The sequence below is a fragment of the Streptomyces sudanensis genome (assembly GCF_023614315.1).
Lineage (GTDB): Bacteria > Actinomycetota > Actinomycetes > Streptomycetales > Streptomycetaceae > Streptomyces > Streptomyces sudanensis.
In genome coordinates this window covers 65501-82313 of the sequence record NZ_CP095474.1, presented here as the reverse complement: position 1 = coordinate 82313, position 16813 = coordinate 65501, and the positions used below count along the sequence as shown (strand labels likewise).

At 71.8% G+C, this 16813-nt stretch carries 11 protein-coding genes and 1 pseudogene; 8 read left to right on the top strand and 4 right to left on the bottom strand.

Going from position 1 to position 16813, the window contains the following annotated elements; genetic code table 11:
* Positions 1 to 69 precede the first annotated feature (69 nt).
* The 3 genes from MW084_RS00310 to MW084_RS00300 all read left to right on the top strand — a co-directional run bounded on the left by MW084_RS00310 (position 70) and on the right by MW084_RS00300 (position 2488).
* Positions 70 to 429: a VOC family protein gene (locus MW084_RS00310; protein ID WP_029553899.1), complete on the top strand. Its 360-nt coding sequence runs from the start codon at positions 70 to 72 to the stop codon at positions 427 to 429.
* A gap of 233 nt (positions 430 to 662) precedes the next feature.
* Complete coding sequence (locus tag MW084_RS00305; protein WP_275563388.1) at positions 663 to 1727, top strand: IS110 family RNA-guided transposase; 1065 nt, start codon at positions 663 to 665, stop codon at positions 1725 to 1727.
* Positions 1728 to 2059: 332 nt separating this feature from the next.
* Positions 2060 to 2488 carry a YunG family protein gene (locus MW084_RS00300; protein ID WP_010471007.1) on the top strand — a complete coding sequence of 143 codons (429 nt, stop codon included), beginning with the start codon at positions 2060 to 2062 and terminating at the stop codon, positions 2486 to 2488.
* Between the two features lie 234 nt (positions 2489 to 2722).
* Here the strand turns inward: MW084_RS00300 and fabG are convergent, their stop codons facing one another.
* Entirely contained in the window at positions 2723 to 3517 is a 795-nt protein-coding gene (gene fabG, locus MW084_RS00295; protein WP_029553530.1) for a 3-oxoacyl-ACP reductase FabG, read from the bottom strand.
* A gap of 309 nt (positions 3518 to 3826) precedes the next feature.
* Here fabG and MW084_RS00290 point away from each other — a divergent pair, with 309 nt between their 5' ends.
* A complete protein-coding gene (locus MW084_RS00290; protein WP_202947921.1) occupies positions 3827 to 6217 on the top strand; it encodes a UvrD-helicase domain-containing protein in 2391 nt (796 codons plus the stop codon).
* Positions 6218 to 6462: 245 nt separating this feature from the next.
* Here the strand turns inward: MW084_RS00290 and MW084_RS00285 are convergent, their stop codons facing one another.
* The 3 genes and pseudogenes from MW084_RS00285 to MW084_RS00275 all read right to left on the bottom strand — a co-directional run.
* Entirely contained in the window at positions 6463 to 9951 is a 3489-nt protein-coding gene (locus tag MW084_RS00285) for a M28 family peptidase (RefSeq protein WP_039829357.1), read from the bottom strand.
* Between the two features lie 401 nt (positions 9952 to 10352).
* Complete coding sequence (locus MW084_RS00280; RefSeq protein ID WP_010470999.1) at positions 10353 to 11795, bottom strand: helix-turn-helix domain-containing protein; 1443 nt, start codon at positions 11793 to 11795, stop codon at positions 10353 to 10355.
* Between the two features lie 305 nt (positions 11796 to 12100).
* Positions 12101 to 12331: pseudogene (locus tag MW084_RS00275) on the bottom strand (NF041680 family putative transposase); the annotation flags it as partial.
* Positions 12332 to 13368: 1037 nt separating this feature from the next.
* On the opposite strand from MW084_RS00275, the gene MW084_RS00270 reads away from it, so the two are divergent.
* The 4 genes from MW084_RS00270 (at position 13369) to argC (ending at position 16809) form a co-directional block, all read left to right on the top strand.
* Complete coding sequence (locus MW084_RS00270; RefSeq protein ID WP_275563387.1) at positions 13369 to 14625, top strand: helix-turn-helix domain-containing protein; 1257 nt, start codon at positions 13369 to 13371, stop codon at positions 14623 to 14625.
* Positions 14626 to 14762: 137 nt separating this feature from the next.
* Complete coding sequence (locus MW084_RS00265; protein ID WP_010470995.1) at positions 14763 to 14927, top strand: lysine biosynthesis protein LysW; 165 nt, start codon at positions 14763 to 14765, stop codon at positions 14925 to 14927.
* Positions 14924 to 15790 (top strand): RimK family alpha-L-glutamate ligase, encoded by an 867-nt coding sequence (locus tag MW084_RS00260; protein ID WP_010470994.1) that lies wholly within the window; start codon positions 14924 to 14926, stop codon positions 15788 to 15790. Before MW084_RS00265 ends, MW084_RS00260 begins: the two co-directional genes overlap by 4 nt.
* Complete coding sequence (argC, locus tag MW084_RS00255; RefSeq protein ID WP_010470993.1) at positions 15778 to 16809, top strand: N-acetyl-gamma-glutamyl-phosphate reductase; 1032 nt, start codon at positions 15778 to 15780, stop codon at positions 16807 to 16809. Before MW084_RS00260 ends, argC begins: the two co-directional genes overlap by 13 nt.
* The last annotated feature ends 4 nt before the right edge of the window (positions 16810 to 16813 follow it).

Below are 16813 nucleotides of genomic sequence, written 5' to 3'. Positions count from 1 at the left end.
GGATCTGTCAGGTATGACCGACAGGATCTTGTCCGTCCGGAACGACCGGCAGAACCGAAGGAGCCGCTCATGGCAGTCCCGAACATGGTCATCGTCTACGTCTCCGACGCACCGGCGTCCGCCCGCTTCTACTCGCAGCTGTTCGACATCGCCCCGAGCTTCGAAACGCCCCGGTTCATCTCGTTCCCCCTCACCGGCGGCTTCGAGCTGGCTCTGTGGAGCGGGGTGTCGGACCACCTGTCGGCGCCGCGCACCAGCGAACTGTGCGTGACCGTGGACGGCGGTCCCGAACAGATCGACCGGCAGTTCCGGGAGTGGGCGGCCAAGGGCGTCAAGACGGTGGAGGAACCCCACGACGAGGTGTTCGGCCGCACCTTCGTCGTCGCCGACCCCGACGGCAACCTGATCCGGGTGGCACCCGTCGACTGACTGTGAGGATGAAGATGGCACCGCTCGGGGGTCTGACCCTCCGACTGACTGACGCTCCGGCTGTCCTGCGGTTGAATCGTCGGCCGTCCGGGCGGTGCCGCCATGCACGCGGCCGGTCGGGCGTCTGTGACTTCATAGGAGCCCGGCCAAAGGTCCCATCACAGTCTTGTCCTGTCGCCCGACCGGCGCGTGTCATCCCTCGCGCGTCGCACGGAAGGACAGCAGCAGTCAGCATGGCAGACGAGATAGCGGTGGTCGGCGGCGTGGACACCCACACCGACTTCCACCAGGCCGCCGTGATCGACTCCATCGGTCGCCACCTCGCCACCGAGGCGTTCCCCACCAGCCCCGCCGGCTACCGCCGCCTGCTGGACTGGCTGCGTTCGCACGGTGACCTCATGGCCGTCGGCGTCGAGGGCACAGGTGCCTACGGCGCCGAACTGGCGCGGTACCTGCGGGCGAACCAGGTCACCGTCATCGACGTGGACCGGCCCGACCGGCGGGCCAGGCGTGCCAACGGAAAGTCCGACCCCGTCGATGCCTACGCCGCAGCCACCGCCGTGCTCTCCGGCCGGGCCGGTGGTACGCCGAAGACGCGCGACGGCGTCGTAGAGGCGATCCGCTCCCTGCGCGTGGTCCGCCGTTCGGCCATCAAGTCCCGTACCCAGACGATCAATCAGATCCGCACGCTCATCGTCACCGCACCCGGCGAGGTCCGTGAGAAGTTGCGCGCTCTGCCGACCGGCGAGCTGATCCGGCAGCTGGCCCGCTCGCGCCCGGGCAGCGACCACGCGGATCCGGCCTGCGCGATTCGCACCGCACTGCGACGCCTCGCCCGCCGCTACCAGTACCTCACCGAGGAGATCACCGATGCCGATGCCGAGCTGAAACCGCTGGTCGCGCAGACCGTCCCCGACCTGGTTGCGTTGCCTGGCGTCGGCACCGAAACCGCCGCCCAGCTCTTGATCACGGCGGGCGACAACCCGAACCGGCTCAGGTCGGAGGCGTCCTTCGCGCACCTGTGCGCGGCGGCGCCGATCCCGGCCAGTTCAGGTCGCACCCACCGGCACCGCCTCAACCGCGGCGGTGACCGCCAGGCCAACAACGCACTCCACACGATCGCGCTCGTCCGCATGCGCTACGACACCCGTACCAAGGACTACGTGATCCGACGAACCGCCGAAGGCATGTCCAAGAAGGACATCCTCCGGTGCCTCAAACGCTTCATAGCGCGCGAGGTCTACAAGCACCTCATCAGCTCACAGACCACACCGAAACCGCTCCTTCAGACCGCTTGACGATCTATAGGAGCTTCAGCGGTTTCCAGGCGGTCGGCTGCTTTGGCCGCTTCGGCCACCACTCCAGGGCGTCGCCGTCCACGAGCATTCCGGAGCGATTCCGGGAGCGGTCCCGGGAGCGATCCCGGGCAGGACACCAGGGGGTTCGTGGGCGGCGGGACCGGCGTGGCTTTGTGCGTGCTTGCCGACGCCGTTCGCCGAGGAGCCGGGGAGTCGGGGAGGCAGCCGGGGTCAGCGGAGCCGGGAGGCGTTCGTCGGCCTTGAGGGCGGCAGCCGGTTGCCGTGCCTGCGGTGTCCGGCCGTTGTCAGTGCCTGCTGGCAGGATCGCCGGCATGACACCGCTGCTTCTCACCGACATCGAACGAGCCGTCCGCAGCAGTTGGAGTGCCGAGACGTGCACGCCCGAGTTCCGATCGCGCTGGACCGAGGGCAATCCGGCCCGGGACCAGTGTGGAGTGACCGCCATGGTGCTCAACGACCTGCTGGGAGGCGAGTTGGTCCGGGGGGAGGTCCACGTCGGCGGAGAGCGTGTGGACTACCACTGGTGGAACCGCCTGGGCGGGGGGATCGAGATCGACCTCACCCGTGAGCAGTTCGGGCCGGAGGAGACCGTCACCGGGGGCATTGTGATTCCTCGCCCTCCCGTGACCGAATGGCGCAGGCTGCGTGAGGAGTACGAGCTTCTCCGCGACCGCGTCATGGAAAAGCTCGATCAGCGGCGGGGAACGGCCCCCGCGGCCGTGTCCCGCCGGCCGGCTTGACCGTGTTCGGCTCGTGCCCGTGTGCCCGTGTGCCCGTGTGCCCGTGTGCCCGTGTGCCCGTGTGCCGGCGGGAGCCGGTGCCGGTCCCGACGATCGTGCCGTTTCGGGGCACCGGCCCCCGGGGGCCTCCGCGTCCGCAGTGGAGGCGCGGTTCCGGAGGCATCCGGGGATCGGGTCGTGCGCACCTGGCCGGAGTGAGGCGGGTGCGAGGGCCGGGTGGTTCCCCGGCCGGGGTCAGGGGCCGGTGGGGACGGCGAAGGCGTCCAGGGACTCGGGGAGGGTCTGGCCGCCGTCGACGGTGAGGGACTGGCCGGTGACGAAGGACGCCTCGTCGGAGGCGAGGAAGAGCACGGCGTGTGCGACGTCGACGGTCTCACCGAGCCGTCCCAGCGGGATGGAGTCGCTCATCCGGCGCAGGTAGTCCGACCCGAGGCCGGTCAGCCCCTCGGTGCGCACGTTTCCGGGCAGGACGGCGTTGACCGTGATGCCGTACGGCGCCAGCTCCAGAGCCGCGCTGCGCAGGAAACCCAACTGCCCTGCCTTGCTGGCCCCGTAGTGGGACCATCCCGCGTAGCCGGTCGCCGGGCCGGTGATCGAGGAGGTCAGGACGATCCGGCCCCGGCCGGCCCGTTCCATCGCGGGCAGACAGGCCCGCACCGACAGGATGGAGCCCCGGAGGTTGACGCCCAGGACCTCGTCCACGTCCTCGGCGGTCAGCTCGCGCAGCGGACGTTCGGGGAAGATCCCGGCGTTGACGCACAGCACGTCGATCCCGCCGTACTGCCGTTCGGCTTCGGCTGCCATCTTCTCGATCTCCTCGGGCCGCCGCACATCCACGCCCATGCCCGCGACCCGCCCGCCGGTGGCCTGGGCGAGACCGTCCGCCGCCTTCCGGGCCCTCTCCTCGTCCCGGCCCGTGAGCAGCACGGCGGCGCCCTGCCGGGCGAAGAGTTCGGCGATACCGAATCCGATCCCCCGCGTACCTCCGGTCACGACGACGGACCGGTCCTTCCAGCGTGTGAACGTCATGCCGTTCGCGCCCTTCACTGCCGTTCCTCCACCGCCGGGGGAGCCCGGCCGCTGTCCCGGCCACGCTAGTGACGGACCCGGACGGGGCGGCGAGGACCGGCCAACACGTGAACACCCGGCGCAGGCCCGACGACGAGGAGGCGGTCCGGTCGCCGCGCAGGTGACCGGCGCGTCGCCGTGCGGCCCGCCCCGAAATTCGGCCGGAACCGGCTGCCGAACGCATGACTGTGTTGACGGCTGGTCACCACCCGTTCCAGCCTCTGGGCCGCGGTACGTGAAGCCGCGCTTCCCGGAGAGGAATTCATGGCCATGGAGCCGACGAAAGAGCAGCAGGCTGCCCGTGAGGTGTTCGCCTCCGGCCGGGACCTGGCCCTGGTCGCAGGTGCCGGGACGGGCAAGACGTCCACGCTGATCCTGATGGGAGCCGCGACCCGCGGACGCGGGCTGTACGTGGCGTTCAACCGGGCGATCGCCGACGACGCCCGAGGGCGGTTCGGGCCGAACGTGCAGTGCCGTACCGCGCACTCCCTGGCCTTCCGCGCCGTCGGCCACCACTATCGTGAGCGTCTGGACGCCTCGGCGCGGATCCCCGCCAAGCACACCGCCCGCCTGCTCGGCATTACCCGCGACCTCGACGGGGGCTCCCGCCAGATCAAGGTCACTCACGCCGCGCGCCTGGTGATGGGCATGGTCCGCAAGTTCTGCTACACCACCGACCGGCAGGTCATGGCCCGCCACATGGAGCCGGTCAACGGCCTCGACGGCCCCGGCCAGGACTATCTCGCCCGCACCCTGCTGCCCTACGCGCACCGTGCGTGGGAGGACATCTGCTCGCCCGCGGGCCGGCTGCGGTTCGAGCACGACCACTACATGAAGCTGTGGGCGATGACCTCCCCGCGGCTCGGGGCGGACTTCGTCCTGCTGGACGAGGCCCAGGACACCAACCCGGTGCTGGAGGAGGTCTTCCTCGCCCAGGACGCGCAGCGGGTGTGCGTCGGGGACCCGGCCCAGCAGATCTACGGCTGGCGCAACGCGCGCGATGTGATGACCGGTTTCCCCGCCGAGCAACTGCGCCTGACCCAGTCCTTCCGCTTCGGCCCGACCATCGCCGAGGTGGCCAACCGGTGGCTGGGGCACGCCGAGTCGGAGATGCAGCTGACCGGCCACGGCCCCGGCTCCCGCGTGGGTGAGGTGGCGCGGCCCGAGGCGGTGCTGTGCCGGGGCAACGTGGACGCGATGAGCGAAGTCCTGTCCTACCTGGAACTCGGCGTCCCAGTGGCGCTGACCGGCGGGGGCAGCGCGCTGCAGCGCATCGCCAAGGCCGCACTCGAGCTGAAAGCCGGGCAGCGCACCAGCCACCCGGAGCTGTTCTTGTTCTCCTCCTGGGGCGAGGTGCAGGAGTACGCCGAGCAGGACAAGGCCGGCCAGGACCTCAAAGCGATCGTGCAGCTGGTCGACACCTACGGCCCCGACCAGATCATCACCGCGGTGGACCGCCTCTCCCCGGAGGAGAAGGCACAGGTCACCGTCTCCACCGCGCACAAGGCCAAGGGACGGGAGTGGCCGTCGGTACGCATCGGCAAGGGCTTCACGGCCCCGCCGGTGGACGACCTGGGGCTGCAGCGCGCGCTGAACGCGAGCGAGGCCCGCCTGATCTACGTCGCGGTCACCCGTGCCCGCCACCGGTTGGACACCGAGGGCATCGCCTGGATCGACGCGTACGAGAAGACCATGGCCGACACCGGCCGGGACGGCACGGTGGCCGGCCGGCCGATGATCGAGCTGTCCTTGACCGGGCAGCTGAAGTACGACTCCTCACCGGTCTCGCAGTTCATGGCCGCCCACCTCCCGTACAGCCAGAACCTGGTGGGCGACTACCAGGCGCGCATCGCCGGCCTCCCGCACCCGGTGCAGCCGATCGACGTGCGGTACCCGAACTGGTCGGCCCTCGGCCACGCCGTCGACTACCGCCTCCGCCTCAGCCTCGGCGGGCGGCTCGGACCGGCCGTCGCCGCCGGTGTCATGCTCCTCGACGAGACCGGACCGCTGCCCGGAGCACCGGCTCGTGGGACCCGAGGGGCCCTGCACGCGGCGGGCCGGGAGCTGCTGGCCGCCGTCGACGCCTACCTCGCCGACCCCGGCAGCATGGACGAGAACGCGCTCACCCGGCTGTGCTTCGTCGCCGGCTTCTTCGAGGACATCGCCCGCACCGGTGAGATCCGCCGCTTCAGCATGCTCGGCTCCGCCACTCCCGCCACGACCCTGGACGACCTCACCGCGGCGGTCCCCGAGTACGTGGTGACCGACATCGACCAGCAGATGCGGCTCGCCGAGGGGCCGTTCGCCGCCTTCCGGGCCCTGCCGCAAAGGGCCCGCGTGTGCGGTCCGGTCTTCGCCGGCAGCGGCGACATCGGCGGCGCCGACGCCGACTACATCCTCGGCGGCCTGCTGCTGGACTGCAAAGCCACCAAGGACCCCCGCCGCCTGGGCCGCGAGGAGATCCACCAGCTCGCCGGATACCTCCTGCTCGACTACGACGACCGGTTCGGCATCGACCGGGTCGGCCTGTACCTCTCCCGCCAGGGCGGCCTGATCACCTGGGACGCCGCCGGCTTCCTGCGCCGGCTCGGCGCGGGCGCTCCTCTGCCGCGACTGCGCGCACAGCTGCGCCGGCACCTGCACGAGGCGGCCCGCCGCTGAAGGCCACGGCGGGCCGCCCCGGCACCCGGTCGGATGGGCGAGCCCGGTACCGGTGGAAAGGCCGGCCGGGGACCGCTGACGGCGTGGGCCGTCCGCTGGAGGCCGGCGGCCCTGTCGCGGGACCGCGGAAAACACGACGGTGCTGCCGCCGGGACGGGGCGTGGGGGAGGGGGNCGGNCGGNNNNGGCGGGGGCCCGAACCGGACGAGGGTGTCGTCCGGTTCGGGCCCCGTTCGGGTCGGGCTGTCAGCTTCCCTGGAGCGTCACGTCGTCGATGACGAAGCTCGTCTGCAGGCTCGAGTCCTCGGAGGCCGTGAAGGCCAGCGTGACCTGCTGTCCGGCGTAGGAGGTCAGGTCGACCGACTGCTGGAGGTACCCGCTGGCGGCGTTGGCGTTGGACCTGGTCGCGACCGTGGTGCCGTTCACCTGCACGCGGAAGACGTCGTAGGCGGTGGATCCGCTTTCGGCGGTGTCGATGTGCAGGTAGTACGTGAGGGTGGCCTTGGCGCAGCCCTTGGGGACGGTCACCGACTGGCTGATCGTCTCGGTGCGGGTGCTGCCGTAGCCCACGAGCCAGGCGGACCGGGTGCCGGTGCGCGCCGGCTGGCCGCTGTGGGCGCCGATGGCGGCGGTGTCACCCGTCCACGGCGAGGTGCCGCTCTCGAACCCGCCGTTGGCGACCTTCTGCACGGTGTCGCAGGAGCCGGAGCCGTTGACGGTCAGGGTGTACGTCGTCGTGCGCGTGGCCGAGGCCCCCGTGCCGGTGACGGTGAGCGTGTACACGCCGGGTGCCGTCGAGCTCGCCGCGGTGACGGTCATGGTCGAGCTGCCGCCCGAGGTGAGGGACGACGGCGCGAAGCTGACGGAGACGCCCGCGGGGGCGTTCGCCGCGGACAGCTGGACCGTCTGGGCCGAACCGCTGGTGGTGCTGGTGGCGACGGTGGCCGTGGTGGAGGCGCCCGGGTTCACGGTGCCCGAGGAGGGGGTGGCCGACAGGGAGAAGTCGTTCGCGGGCACCCCGGTGCCGACCGCCTGCTTCCACAGGGTGTGGGCGATGCCGTCCGCCGCGCGGTTCAGGCCGGTGTCGTTGACGTTGGTGAGGTTGTCGCAGGACGAGTGGTAGCACGGGTCGTACGCGCGTCCCGCCGTGCCGCCCCACTTGGCGGCCTGCGCCGACGTCTTGGTGGCGCTGGCGCCCATCGCGTATCCGGAGGTCGCGATCCCGTACTGCTCGAACGGGTAGTCGTCGCTGCGGCCCGCGCCCTCGGTGTTCTCCTCGGGCGCCAGGCCCAGCGAGTCCCAGTACTCCTTCATCGGCGCGGCCGCGGCCGAGGTGAGGTGGTTGATGAAGTAGCCGCCGTTGGTGGAGGCGACCATGTCGAAGTTGTAGTACGCCCTGATCTGCGACCGCTGCGTGGCGGTGAGGGACCTGACGTAGAACTCGGAGCCGTTCAGCCCCTGCTCCTCGTCCGTCCACCAGGCGAACCGGACCCGGTTCAGCATGGTCGGGTTCTTCTGCGCCAGCGTCAGCGCGGTCTCCAGCAGCGCCGCGGAACCGGAGCCGTTGTCGTTGATGCCGGGGCCGGTGGAGATGCTGTCCAGGTGGGCGCCGAACATGTAGACCCTGGTCGCGTCGCCCTTGGGCCATTCGGCGATCAGGTTGGCGCCGGCGCCGGCGGTGCAGCCGGAGGTGCAGGCCTGCTCGGTGACCGTGTAGCCGGCCGCCTGGAGCTTGCCCTTGACGTAGGCGAGCGACTGGGTGTAGCCGGTGCCGGTCGCCCTGCGGTTGCCGCCGTTGTTGTTCGCGATCGTCTGGAACTGGCTCAGGTGCGCCTTGACCTGGGCGATGTCGATGTCGGGCGCGCCGGTGCCGGGGGTGGTGCCGCCGACGGTCAGGGTGTACTGCGCGGTGTGGTCGGCCTGGGCGCCGTCACCCCGGACGGTGAGGGTGTACGTCCCGGGGGCCGTGGAGGCGGTGGTGCTTACCGTCATCGTGGCGTTGCCGCCGGAGGTCACCGAGGCGGGGCTGAAGGAGACGGAGACCCCGGTCGGCGCGCCGGTGGCCGACAGGGCGACGGACTGGCCGCTGCCGCTGGTCACGGTGGTGGAGATGGTCGCCGTGGTGGAGCCGCCCGGCTGGACGGTGCCCGAGGAGGGGCTCACGGCCATGGAGTAGTCGGACGCCGGGGTGCCGGTGCACGTGGGGTCGCCGGCCTGCGCGGGCACGCTGATCGCGTCCCAGGCGGCCTTGGTCTTGTTGAACAGACCGCAGGAGGCGTCGAGGTTCTTGGCCGCCGTGAGGGTCGCGGTGCGGTACCGCTTGTGGGTCATCCCGCTCGTCTTCAGCAGCATGCCGCCGTAGAAGATCTTCCCGGCGTTCTGGATGCCGACCCCGGTGAGCGCGGTGTTGTTGCAGGTGGTGCTGGCCGGCTTGCCGCCGCCGGGGTTGGTGCCCTCGGCCAGCAGGTAGAACCAGTGGTTCAGCGGGCCCGCGGCCGCGTGCACCTCGGTCGTCGGGATCGACGACGAGTAGCAGCTGGGGTGGTTCAGCTTGGACGGGTCGTACATGTAGCGGATCGGGCCGTTGCCGACGAGGTTGATCACCTCGCCGACCTCGTAGTCGTCCGGGGTGTCGTAGGGCGCGGGCTGGTTGGCGTACGCCTCGGTCAGCGCACCGAAGATGTCGCCGGTGGCCTCGCCGAGACCGCTCTCGTTGTTGGCGCCGCCCGGCGTGTACTGGTCGATGCCGTGCCCGTACTCGTGGGCGACGACGTCCAGCGAGGCGATCCACTTGTTCGCCTGGTTGTGGCCGATGGTGACCCGCGTGCCGTTCCACGTGGCGTTGACGTCGTTCAGACCGACCCTGACCGGCCAGCTGCGGCCGTTGCCGTCGTGGCCGTTGCGGCCGAGCCAGGCGCCGAGCATGTCCCACTGCTTCTGCGCGCCGTACATGGCGTCGACGCAGCCGGTCTCCTTGCTGCTCGCGCTGCCGGTGCCCCAGTTGTCGTCGGAGCCGCTGAACACGGCGCCGGTGCTGTAGTCGGAGCAGGCCAGTCCGGGGCGGGTGGGGTCGCTGAGCTGGTAGGTGCCGCCCGACTGGCTCGTGGTGATGGGAAGCGGGCTCGGGCCGTTCCACTCGCTGGTGCCGTTGCCCTGGCGCACGTCGTCGTAGGAGTCGAGGACCTTGCCGGTGTGGGCGTCGACGAACACGTGCAGCCGGCTCTCGTGCACGCCGGCGGCGTCCGTGGAGCCGGAGACGACGGTGTCCCAGGCGAGCCGTGCCTTGCCCTGCTGGATCTTGACCACGAGGCGCTGGGACTCGGTCCGCTCGGCCTTCTTCAGCTTCGCCCGGCTGGTCTGCGCCGCGGCGGCCGCGGTGATCCTGGGCGTCGTGTCGACCGAGATCCTGACGTCGGAGGCGGAGCTCGCGGCGCGGACCTTGCCCTCGCCGTCCGCGAGGACGACGGCGTCGCCGCCGACGACGGGCAGACCGCGGTAGGTCCGCTCGTAGGCCACCGAGTACAGGCCCTTGACCCACGGGGTGACCATGCGGCGGTCGTAGTCCTCGTCGGGCCCCTTGGCCAGGGCGTCGAAACCGCTGTCGGCGGCCTTGTCCGCCGCGGCTATCGCCCGGTCGAGCGGTTCGGGTATCGGCTTCGCGGCGGCCTGGGTGGGGGCCGCCACCTCGGCGGCCGAGGCCGCGGGCAGCGTCACCGCTCCCAGGGCCACGGCCATGGAGAGGCCGGCCACGGCAAGTCTTCGGTTCACCAGTGCTCCTAGCGAAAAAGGGATGGGCAGACGCGACGGCTCCGGTGCTGACCGCCGCCGGAACACCCAGCCCTGAAGAGCGACTCGGTGGTACGGGACACGCGTGGGGAGTTCCGGGCCACGATCCGGGGATGGCGGAAAGTGGTCATGTTCACGTCTAGGCGGCAGAACACTCACACCAGACGTCGGCTGGGTCAACGAAGTTGGCCGGCCGAACACCCCTTGTCAAAAAGAGGCAAACCCCGTCCGATAACCGGACACCCCTGCACAGCAGGTCAGCGGGCCCGCGGGCCGGCGGGCTCACAGCAGCCGTGGACCCCGCCACAGGGCCGGCCGTGTGCCTCCGGCGCGGGCGGTGGCGAGATTCCTCAGCCCCGCGACGCCTCCGCCGCGGCCCCGAGCCGCTCCGCGAACTCGCGCGTCTCGCGCAGCCCGCCCCAGGCGCCGAGGAGCCGGGACCTCAGCCCCTTCAGCTCCTGCGAGATCGTCTGCCTCCGGGCCGCCACCGCACGCTCCACCACCGATCCCGCCACCTGGAGCGCGGCGTCCACGTCCCCGGCGCAGACATGGCAGTCCGCGAGCCGCACGGTCAGCAGCAGCCGCGTGGGCACCATCCCGTCGGGCAGCTGCTCCAGGGCCCGTACGGCCGAGCGGGCCGCGCTGCGGGCGGCGAGCCGGTCACCGGTGACCGCGGCGAGATCCCGCAGCGCGCCCGCGACCGTGGCCTCCATCCGCAACTGCCCCTGCCCGCCCGCCAGCCAGGGCGCCTCCTGGAGGTCCCGCCCACGCAGCCGCTCCAGACACCGACGGCTCAGGTCCGCCTGCCGCCTGGTCTCCGCCCCGTCACCGAGCGCCGCATGGCCGCGGGCCTGGTACATGTGGGACAACGCGGTGATCCAGCCGCGCCTCGCGTCGAGCGCGCCGATGGCCGACGCGTACGCCAGCGCGGAGGCGCCGTCGCCGTCGAGCCTGGCCAGCGTGCACAGATCGGTCATCAGCGTCGCCCGCACCCCGGTGTCGCCGCCCGCCTCGGCCCACCGCAGACCGTGGCCGACCCACGCCATCGCCAGGGCGCCCTGGCCCCCGTGCATCCGAAGCCGTCCGGCGAGCTGGGCGAAGTGGGCGGCGAGCCCGAGCTGCGCGGCGGCCGAGCGCCCGGCCGCGTCCGCCGCCCCGGCCCAGGCGACCAGACCGCCCAGGACATGCTCGACGGTGCCGAGCGACGCGGCCGGGGCCGCGCACGCGGCCGCCTGTTCGCACCGGCCCAGCAGAGCCGCCAGGAGGTGGATGAGATCGGCCTCCGCCGCGTCCGGCAGCCCGGCTTCGCACGCCGCTCGCATCCGGCCCGGCAGCACCAGGAGGTCGGCGAAGGCCGGCACCTCGCAGGCGTCCTCCGCATGCAGCGGGCACGCGCCCGCAGGCAGCACGCCGGGCCAGCCCGCTTCGAGGGACGCCGGGACCGGCCCGGACCGAAGACCACCGGGCAGAGGCGGGAAGAACCCGACGCCGAGACCTCCCCGCCGCGTCCGTTCCCCCTCCCGCGGGGGCGGCTCGACCAGCGAGGACAGCGCCCCGCCCGCATTCAGGACCCGCTCCAGGGCGTCCACCGCGCCGCGCGTCGGCTCACGCGTGCCGCTCTCCCACCTGCTGACCAGGCTGTGGCCGTAGCCGACCCGCTGCCCCAGCTGCCGCTGGGTCAGACCGGAACGCCGCCGCAGATGCTTCAGCCGCTCCCCGAACTCCGCCCACGGCGTCGACGCGGTGCTCCCCTGGCCGCCGGGTCTGTCGCTGTCCGGGTCGTTGACGGTCATGGCCGCTCCTGTCGAGGTCCGCGTGCCGGCGGAACCGCGCCGACGATGGGGCGCCGAGGGGCGCGAGGGGGACAAGCTAACCGAAGGGCGCGGCTCCACCAAAGGGAGGACCGCGCCCGGAACACCACCTTCCGGTGTCGGGCAAGGCGCCCCTGCGGCTGTCTCTCGCGAGAGTGCCACAGGAGTTTCTCGCTGAGATGGCACTGCAGACCGCTTAGCGTTCCTGGTCAGTTCCTAGCTGAGTGCTCCTAGCTTGATCTTTAACCTGTGCGGCGGGGTCGTGGAGTTGTTGACTTCTTTGTTCGTCATTGCGTCGGCTGTGTTGTGCGGGGTGTGTGCACGTCGTGGCGGGGTGTGGGCCGGGTGTTCTTGCGGCCTGGTGGTCGTCCGGGGCCGGGCAGGGAGGGTTTCGGTGCCTGGGCCGGGCAGGTGGTTGCTGGGCGGATGCGCCGGAAGTCGCGGCGGACACGGGCGGGGGTGAGTCCGTCCGGCGGGCTGGGTTTGTCCCAGGGGCGGAGCCGGCCGGCCGCCTGCGGCCAGGGGCCCGTCCGATGTCGCGGCGGCGGGCCCGACCGCAGGCACCCGGCACGGAGTGCGCGCACCGGCGGCAACCCCGCGACGCCCCTGGTCAGGCCGGTGCGCCGTTCGGCCGGCTGCGTCCTCACACCGTCCGGCGCCGAACTCCCGCAGCGCGGCCGGTGGGGAAGTCGGATCGCGCCTTTCTCCGGGCGGGCACCGGGATGCCGTTCCGGGCAGACCGTCGCCTGGGACGGTACGGACCGGCAGACCGGACTGTCCGGTGCCGCGGTGCCGCGGCACGAGGCGGTGCGGTGCACCGGGCCCTCGGCCGTGGTCCCCGGACCGGGCCCCGGAACACCGGCGACCGCGCGCCGTCGGGCGGCCGTGGACGGTACTCCGAGCAACCACGATTGTCGATATTGATGGTATTTGACGCCTTGTGGGTGTTGTATCCACCCCTCGCTTTGGTGTCGGAGAACTTGGTGAACGGTTCCGCCGGTGGATTCCGGGGCGGGCGCCCATCAGTCTGGAAGGGCGGGAGGGGAATGGCCGGGCGGCACCGGCCGGGACTTCTCCGGTATTCCTCACTCTGAACTCCGGGAGAAGAAAATGAAGCCTGTTCGTGCGGTCGTGGTCGCTGCTCCCCGCATGACGACGGTCGGCGCCGCCGTCGGAACCGCTGCCGCCGACACCGGTGGCGCCGGTACGCGGGCGGCGTCCTCCGCCGCGCCCGGCGATGACAGCGGCTGGGGATGACCAGCGCGTACGTCCGGGGAAGCCGGCTCGTGACGAGTCCCGGAGCCCGCCACTCACAGGACCCGGAGCGCAGGAACCGTCCAGGGAAAGGGCACCCGAATCCGTGAGTGACAAAATGCGGGAAGCGGTCCGTGAAATGCGCGGCCGGGAAACAGAAGTGCTCGGACATGTCGCGTGCGGGGACGTCCACGGGGAGACCGGCCGGCGTCTGAAGACCGGCCCGCGCACTGTCGGGAAGAAGTCGGCCCCCGGACCTTCGCCGCGCGACCGCGCGGTCCTCGGCCGCCGGGAGCGGCCGGTGCCGGTACCGCCGGAGCGGAACGCCGGGGCGACTTCCTTCGCCGAGCTGCTGAAGGAGCATCGGGACCGGTCCGGACTGACCCAGCAACAACTGGCGGACTTCGCCACGTTGAGCGTCCGGGCCATTCGGGACCTGGAGAGCGGCAGGGTACGACGGCCCCGGCGGGAGAGCGTGGAGCTGCTCGCCGACGCGCTGCGGTTGAGTGGCCCGGAGCGCCTGCGACTGCACGCCGCCGGGGGAAGCCCGGTGGACCACCGGGTTCCGCCGTTCGCGCTGCCCGCTCCGCCCGCTCCGCCCGGCGCGCTGGTGGGCCGGGAAGCGGAGCTTCAGGTGCTGCTCGACCAGATCACCGTGCACGGCCACCGCCTGGTGAGCGTGGTCGGGATCAGCGGCATCGGCAAGACGCATCTGGTGCTCGAGGCGGCCAGAGTGCTGCGGGCCAGGGGCTGGCGGGTCGGGTGGCACTCCTCGGCCGGGGACCCGCCGTGCTGCGGTGCGACCCCGGCGGCCGGCTCCGGTTCCGGCGGGTCGCCGGCGCGCACCACCGACCTGACCGACGACCTCGCCGGGGCGATCGGCGAAGGACACGAGCTGCTGGTGATCGACGGCGACGACGCTCCGGGACCCGGCGGGGTGGACATCGGCGAACTGCTTCGGCGTTGCCCGGGTCTGCGTGTCGTGGTGACCGGTCTGGCGCCGCGCCGCCTGCCGAGCGAGCGGGTACTGCCGCTCACCGGGACGGCCGTGCCCGAGGAGACGCGGGACCACGACCACGCCGGTCTGAGCGAGGTCGCGTCCGTGGCGCTGTTCCTGTCCCATATGCGCCGGTCACGGCCCGGATTCCGGCTTCGGGAGGACAACGCGCGCGCGGTGGCGCGGTTGTGCCGCTGGCTCGACGGGGTACCGAGAGCGCTCGAATACGCGGCGGGCTGGTGCCTGCTGTACCCGCCGGAGCTCCTGCTGGCCCGAGCCGGTCGCGACTCGCACCTCCTCTCCCCGCCGACGGGCTGCTCCTGCCGGAACCTGCTGCGCTCCCTGACGCGCAGTGTCGACGTCGTGGCCAGGCGCTACCGCCAGGTGCTGGCCGAGGTGGCGGACCGCCGGCACTGGACGGTCGCGGACATCGACCACCTCGTCCCGGACCCGGCCGCCGCCCTGCACGCGCTGTTGATTCACGGCCTCGTGCGGCCGGCGGGCGACCACCTGCCGGAGCAGTTCACGGTGCTGCAACTGGTGCGGCTCCTGCACGCGTAGGGCCGCGCCCCGGCCAGGACCCCGGGGCGGGGGAGGTGGGCAGGGGCGCCGAGACTGCCGCTCATTCTGCCTGTCGGGGCCCGGAGCGGTCATTACGTTTACCTGTGCCTCGTGGCCTTCGACGAAAGGAATGGAAAATGGTCCCCTGTCCGGAGTGCGAGAGTTCGGTGGCCCTCGCCGGAACGCCGGTGATCGGTGAAATCGTGGAATGCGGTGAATGCGCCAGCGAACTGGAGATCCTCACGCTGGATCCGATACGGATCGCGCTCGCGCCGGAAATCGAAGAGGACTGGGGCGAGTGAGCCGCGCCGTGCCCTTCGCGGTACTCACTTCCCGTGTGCGGGCCAGTGAGAAGAACATCCTCGAAGCCCTCGGCCGCAGGGGGATCGCCCATCGGCACATCGACAGCCGCGAGTGCTGGTACCGGCTCGGTGACCGAGGCCCCCGCCCGATCGTGCTGAACAGGGAGATCGGGCTCGCCAGGGCGACGTACGCGGCGCACGCGCTGGAGGCGGCGGGGGCGACGGTGGTCAACTCGGCGCGCGCGACCGAGCTGTGCGGGGACAAGTGGCGCACCTCCGCGGCACTGGTCGAAGCCGGACTCCCGACACCGCGAGCGGCCCTCGGGCTGACCGGGGAAGCGGCGCTGACGGCCCTGGAGACCATCGGCTACCCGGCCGTGGTGAAGCCCCTGCAGGGCTCGTGGGGGCGGCTGGTCGCCGCGCTGCCGGACCGGCGGACCGCGGAGACCGTCCTGGAGTACGTCGCCGCGTTGCCCTCACCGCAGGCCCGGATCGTCTACCTGCAGGAATGGATAGCCAAACCGGGGCGGGACATCCGTGTTGCCGTGGTGGGCGGCGAAGCGCTCGCCGCGACCTACCGGCGCAGCGAGGACTGGCGGACCAACGTGGCGCGGGGTGCCGTGAGCGAACTGTGCACCCTGACACCGGACATCGCGAAACTCGCGGTCATGGCCGCGCAGGCGGTGGAGGCCGAGATCGCCGGTGTCGACCTGATCGAGGACGAGACGGGAGAGGTCCTCGTCCTGGAGGTCAACCACGGCATCGAGTTCTCCGGGCTGCAGCAGGCCCTCGGCGACGCGGTCTCCGTCGCCGACCGGATCGTCGACCACCTCCTGACGAAGGTACGCCCATGCTCCGAGTAGCGATCGTCGGGGCGTCCGGCTACATCGGCGGCGAGCTGCTCCGCCTGCTGCACGGCCACCCGCGGGTCACGGTCGTGGCCGCCACGTCCGACCGCCTGGCCGGGCGCCGGGTCGACGGCCCCCATCCCAACCTGCGCGGCCACACGGACTTGTGCTTCGTCGGCCACGACACGCTGGAGAGCGTTGATTTCGAGGTGCTCTTCCTGGCCGCCCCCCATCGGGAGACGATGGGGAGGATGGCCGGTTTCCTGAAACTGGCCAGGACCGTCATCGACCTGTCCGGGGACTTCCGTCTACGAGATCCCGGGGTCTACGCGTCCTACTACGGAGTCCCCCACACCGCACCGCACCTGCTTCCCGATTTCACCACCGGGCTGCCCGAATGGCATCGCGCCCGACTGGCCTCCAGCGACCGGATCTCGGTTCCCGGCTGCATGGCCACCGCCGGCATCCTCGCGGTCCGGCCGATGGCCCGGGCGGGCCTGATCGAGGGAACGGTCCGGGTGGACGCCAGAACCGGTTCCAGCGGATCGGGGGTCTCCGGCGGTCCCGCCAGCGCCCACGCCGAACGCAGCGGCGCCCTCAGGGTGTTCGCTCCCTCCGGACACCGGCACGAGGCCGAGATCGCCCAGGCCACGGGCCACGCCGTGCGGATGACCGCCACAGGGGTCGAGGCGGTCCGCGGCGTGCAGGTGGTGTGCCACGTGAAGCTGGCGCCCGGCGTGTCGGAGAGGGACGTCCGGTCCGCGTTCCGCGCGGCGTACCGGAACGAGCCGTTCGTCCGGGTCGTCGCCCAGCGCCACGGCCTGTACCGGTTGCCGGAGCCGAAGATCCTGACGGGGTCCAACTTCTGCGACGTCGGGTTCGCGGTGTCCGGGGAGGACGGCACCGCGGTCCTGATCGGAGCTCTGGACAACCTGGTCAAGGGCGGCGCGGGAGGGGCCGTGCAGTGTCTGAACGTCCGCTTCGGCTGGCCGGAGCGGACGGGGCTGGAATTCCCCGGACTGCATCCCAACTGATGTG

What these genes read in the sequence shown, in the direction of transcription:
- MW084_RS00310 (WP_029553899.1), top strand. Translation starts at nt 70, where the DNA reads ATGGCAGTCCCGAACATGGTCATCGTCTACGTCTCCGACGCACCGGCG.
- MW084_RS00300 (WP_010471007.1), top strand. Translation starts at nt 2,060, where the DNA reads ATGACACCGCTGCTTCTCACCGACATCGAACGAGCCGTCCGCAGCAGT.
- MW084_RS00265 (WP_010470995.1), top strand. Translation starts at nt 14,763, where the DNA reads ATGGTCCCCTGTCCGGAGTGCGAGAGTTCGGTGGCCCTCGCCGGAACG.
- MW084_RS00280 (WP_010470999.1), bottom strand. Translation starts at nt 11,795, where the DNA reads ATGACCGTCAACGACCCGGACAGCGACAGACCCGGCGGCCAGGGGAGC.
- MW084_RS00305 (WP_275563388.1), top strand. Translation starts at nt 663, where the DNA reads ATGGCAGACGAGATAGCGGTGGTCGGCGGCGTGGACACCCACACCGAC.
- fabG (WP_029553530.1), bottom strand. Translation starts at nt 3,517, where the DNA reads ATGACGTTCACACGCTGGAAGGACCGGTCCGTCGTCGTGACCGGAGGT.
- MW084_RS00285 (WP_039829357.1), bottom strand. Translation starts at nt 9,951, where the DNA reads ATGGCCGTGGCCCTGGGAGCGGTGACGCTGCCCGCGGCCTCGGCCGCC.
- MW084_RS00290 (WP_202947921.1), top strand. Translation starts at nt 3,827, where the DNA reads ATGGAGCCGACGAAAGAGCAGCAGGCTGCCCGTGAGGTGTTCGCCTCC.
- argC (WP_010470993.1), top strand. Translation starts at nt 15,778, where the DNA reads ATGCTCCGAGTAGCGATCGTCGGGGCGTCCGGCTACATCGGCGGCGAG.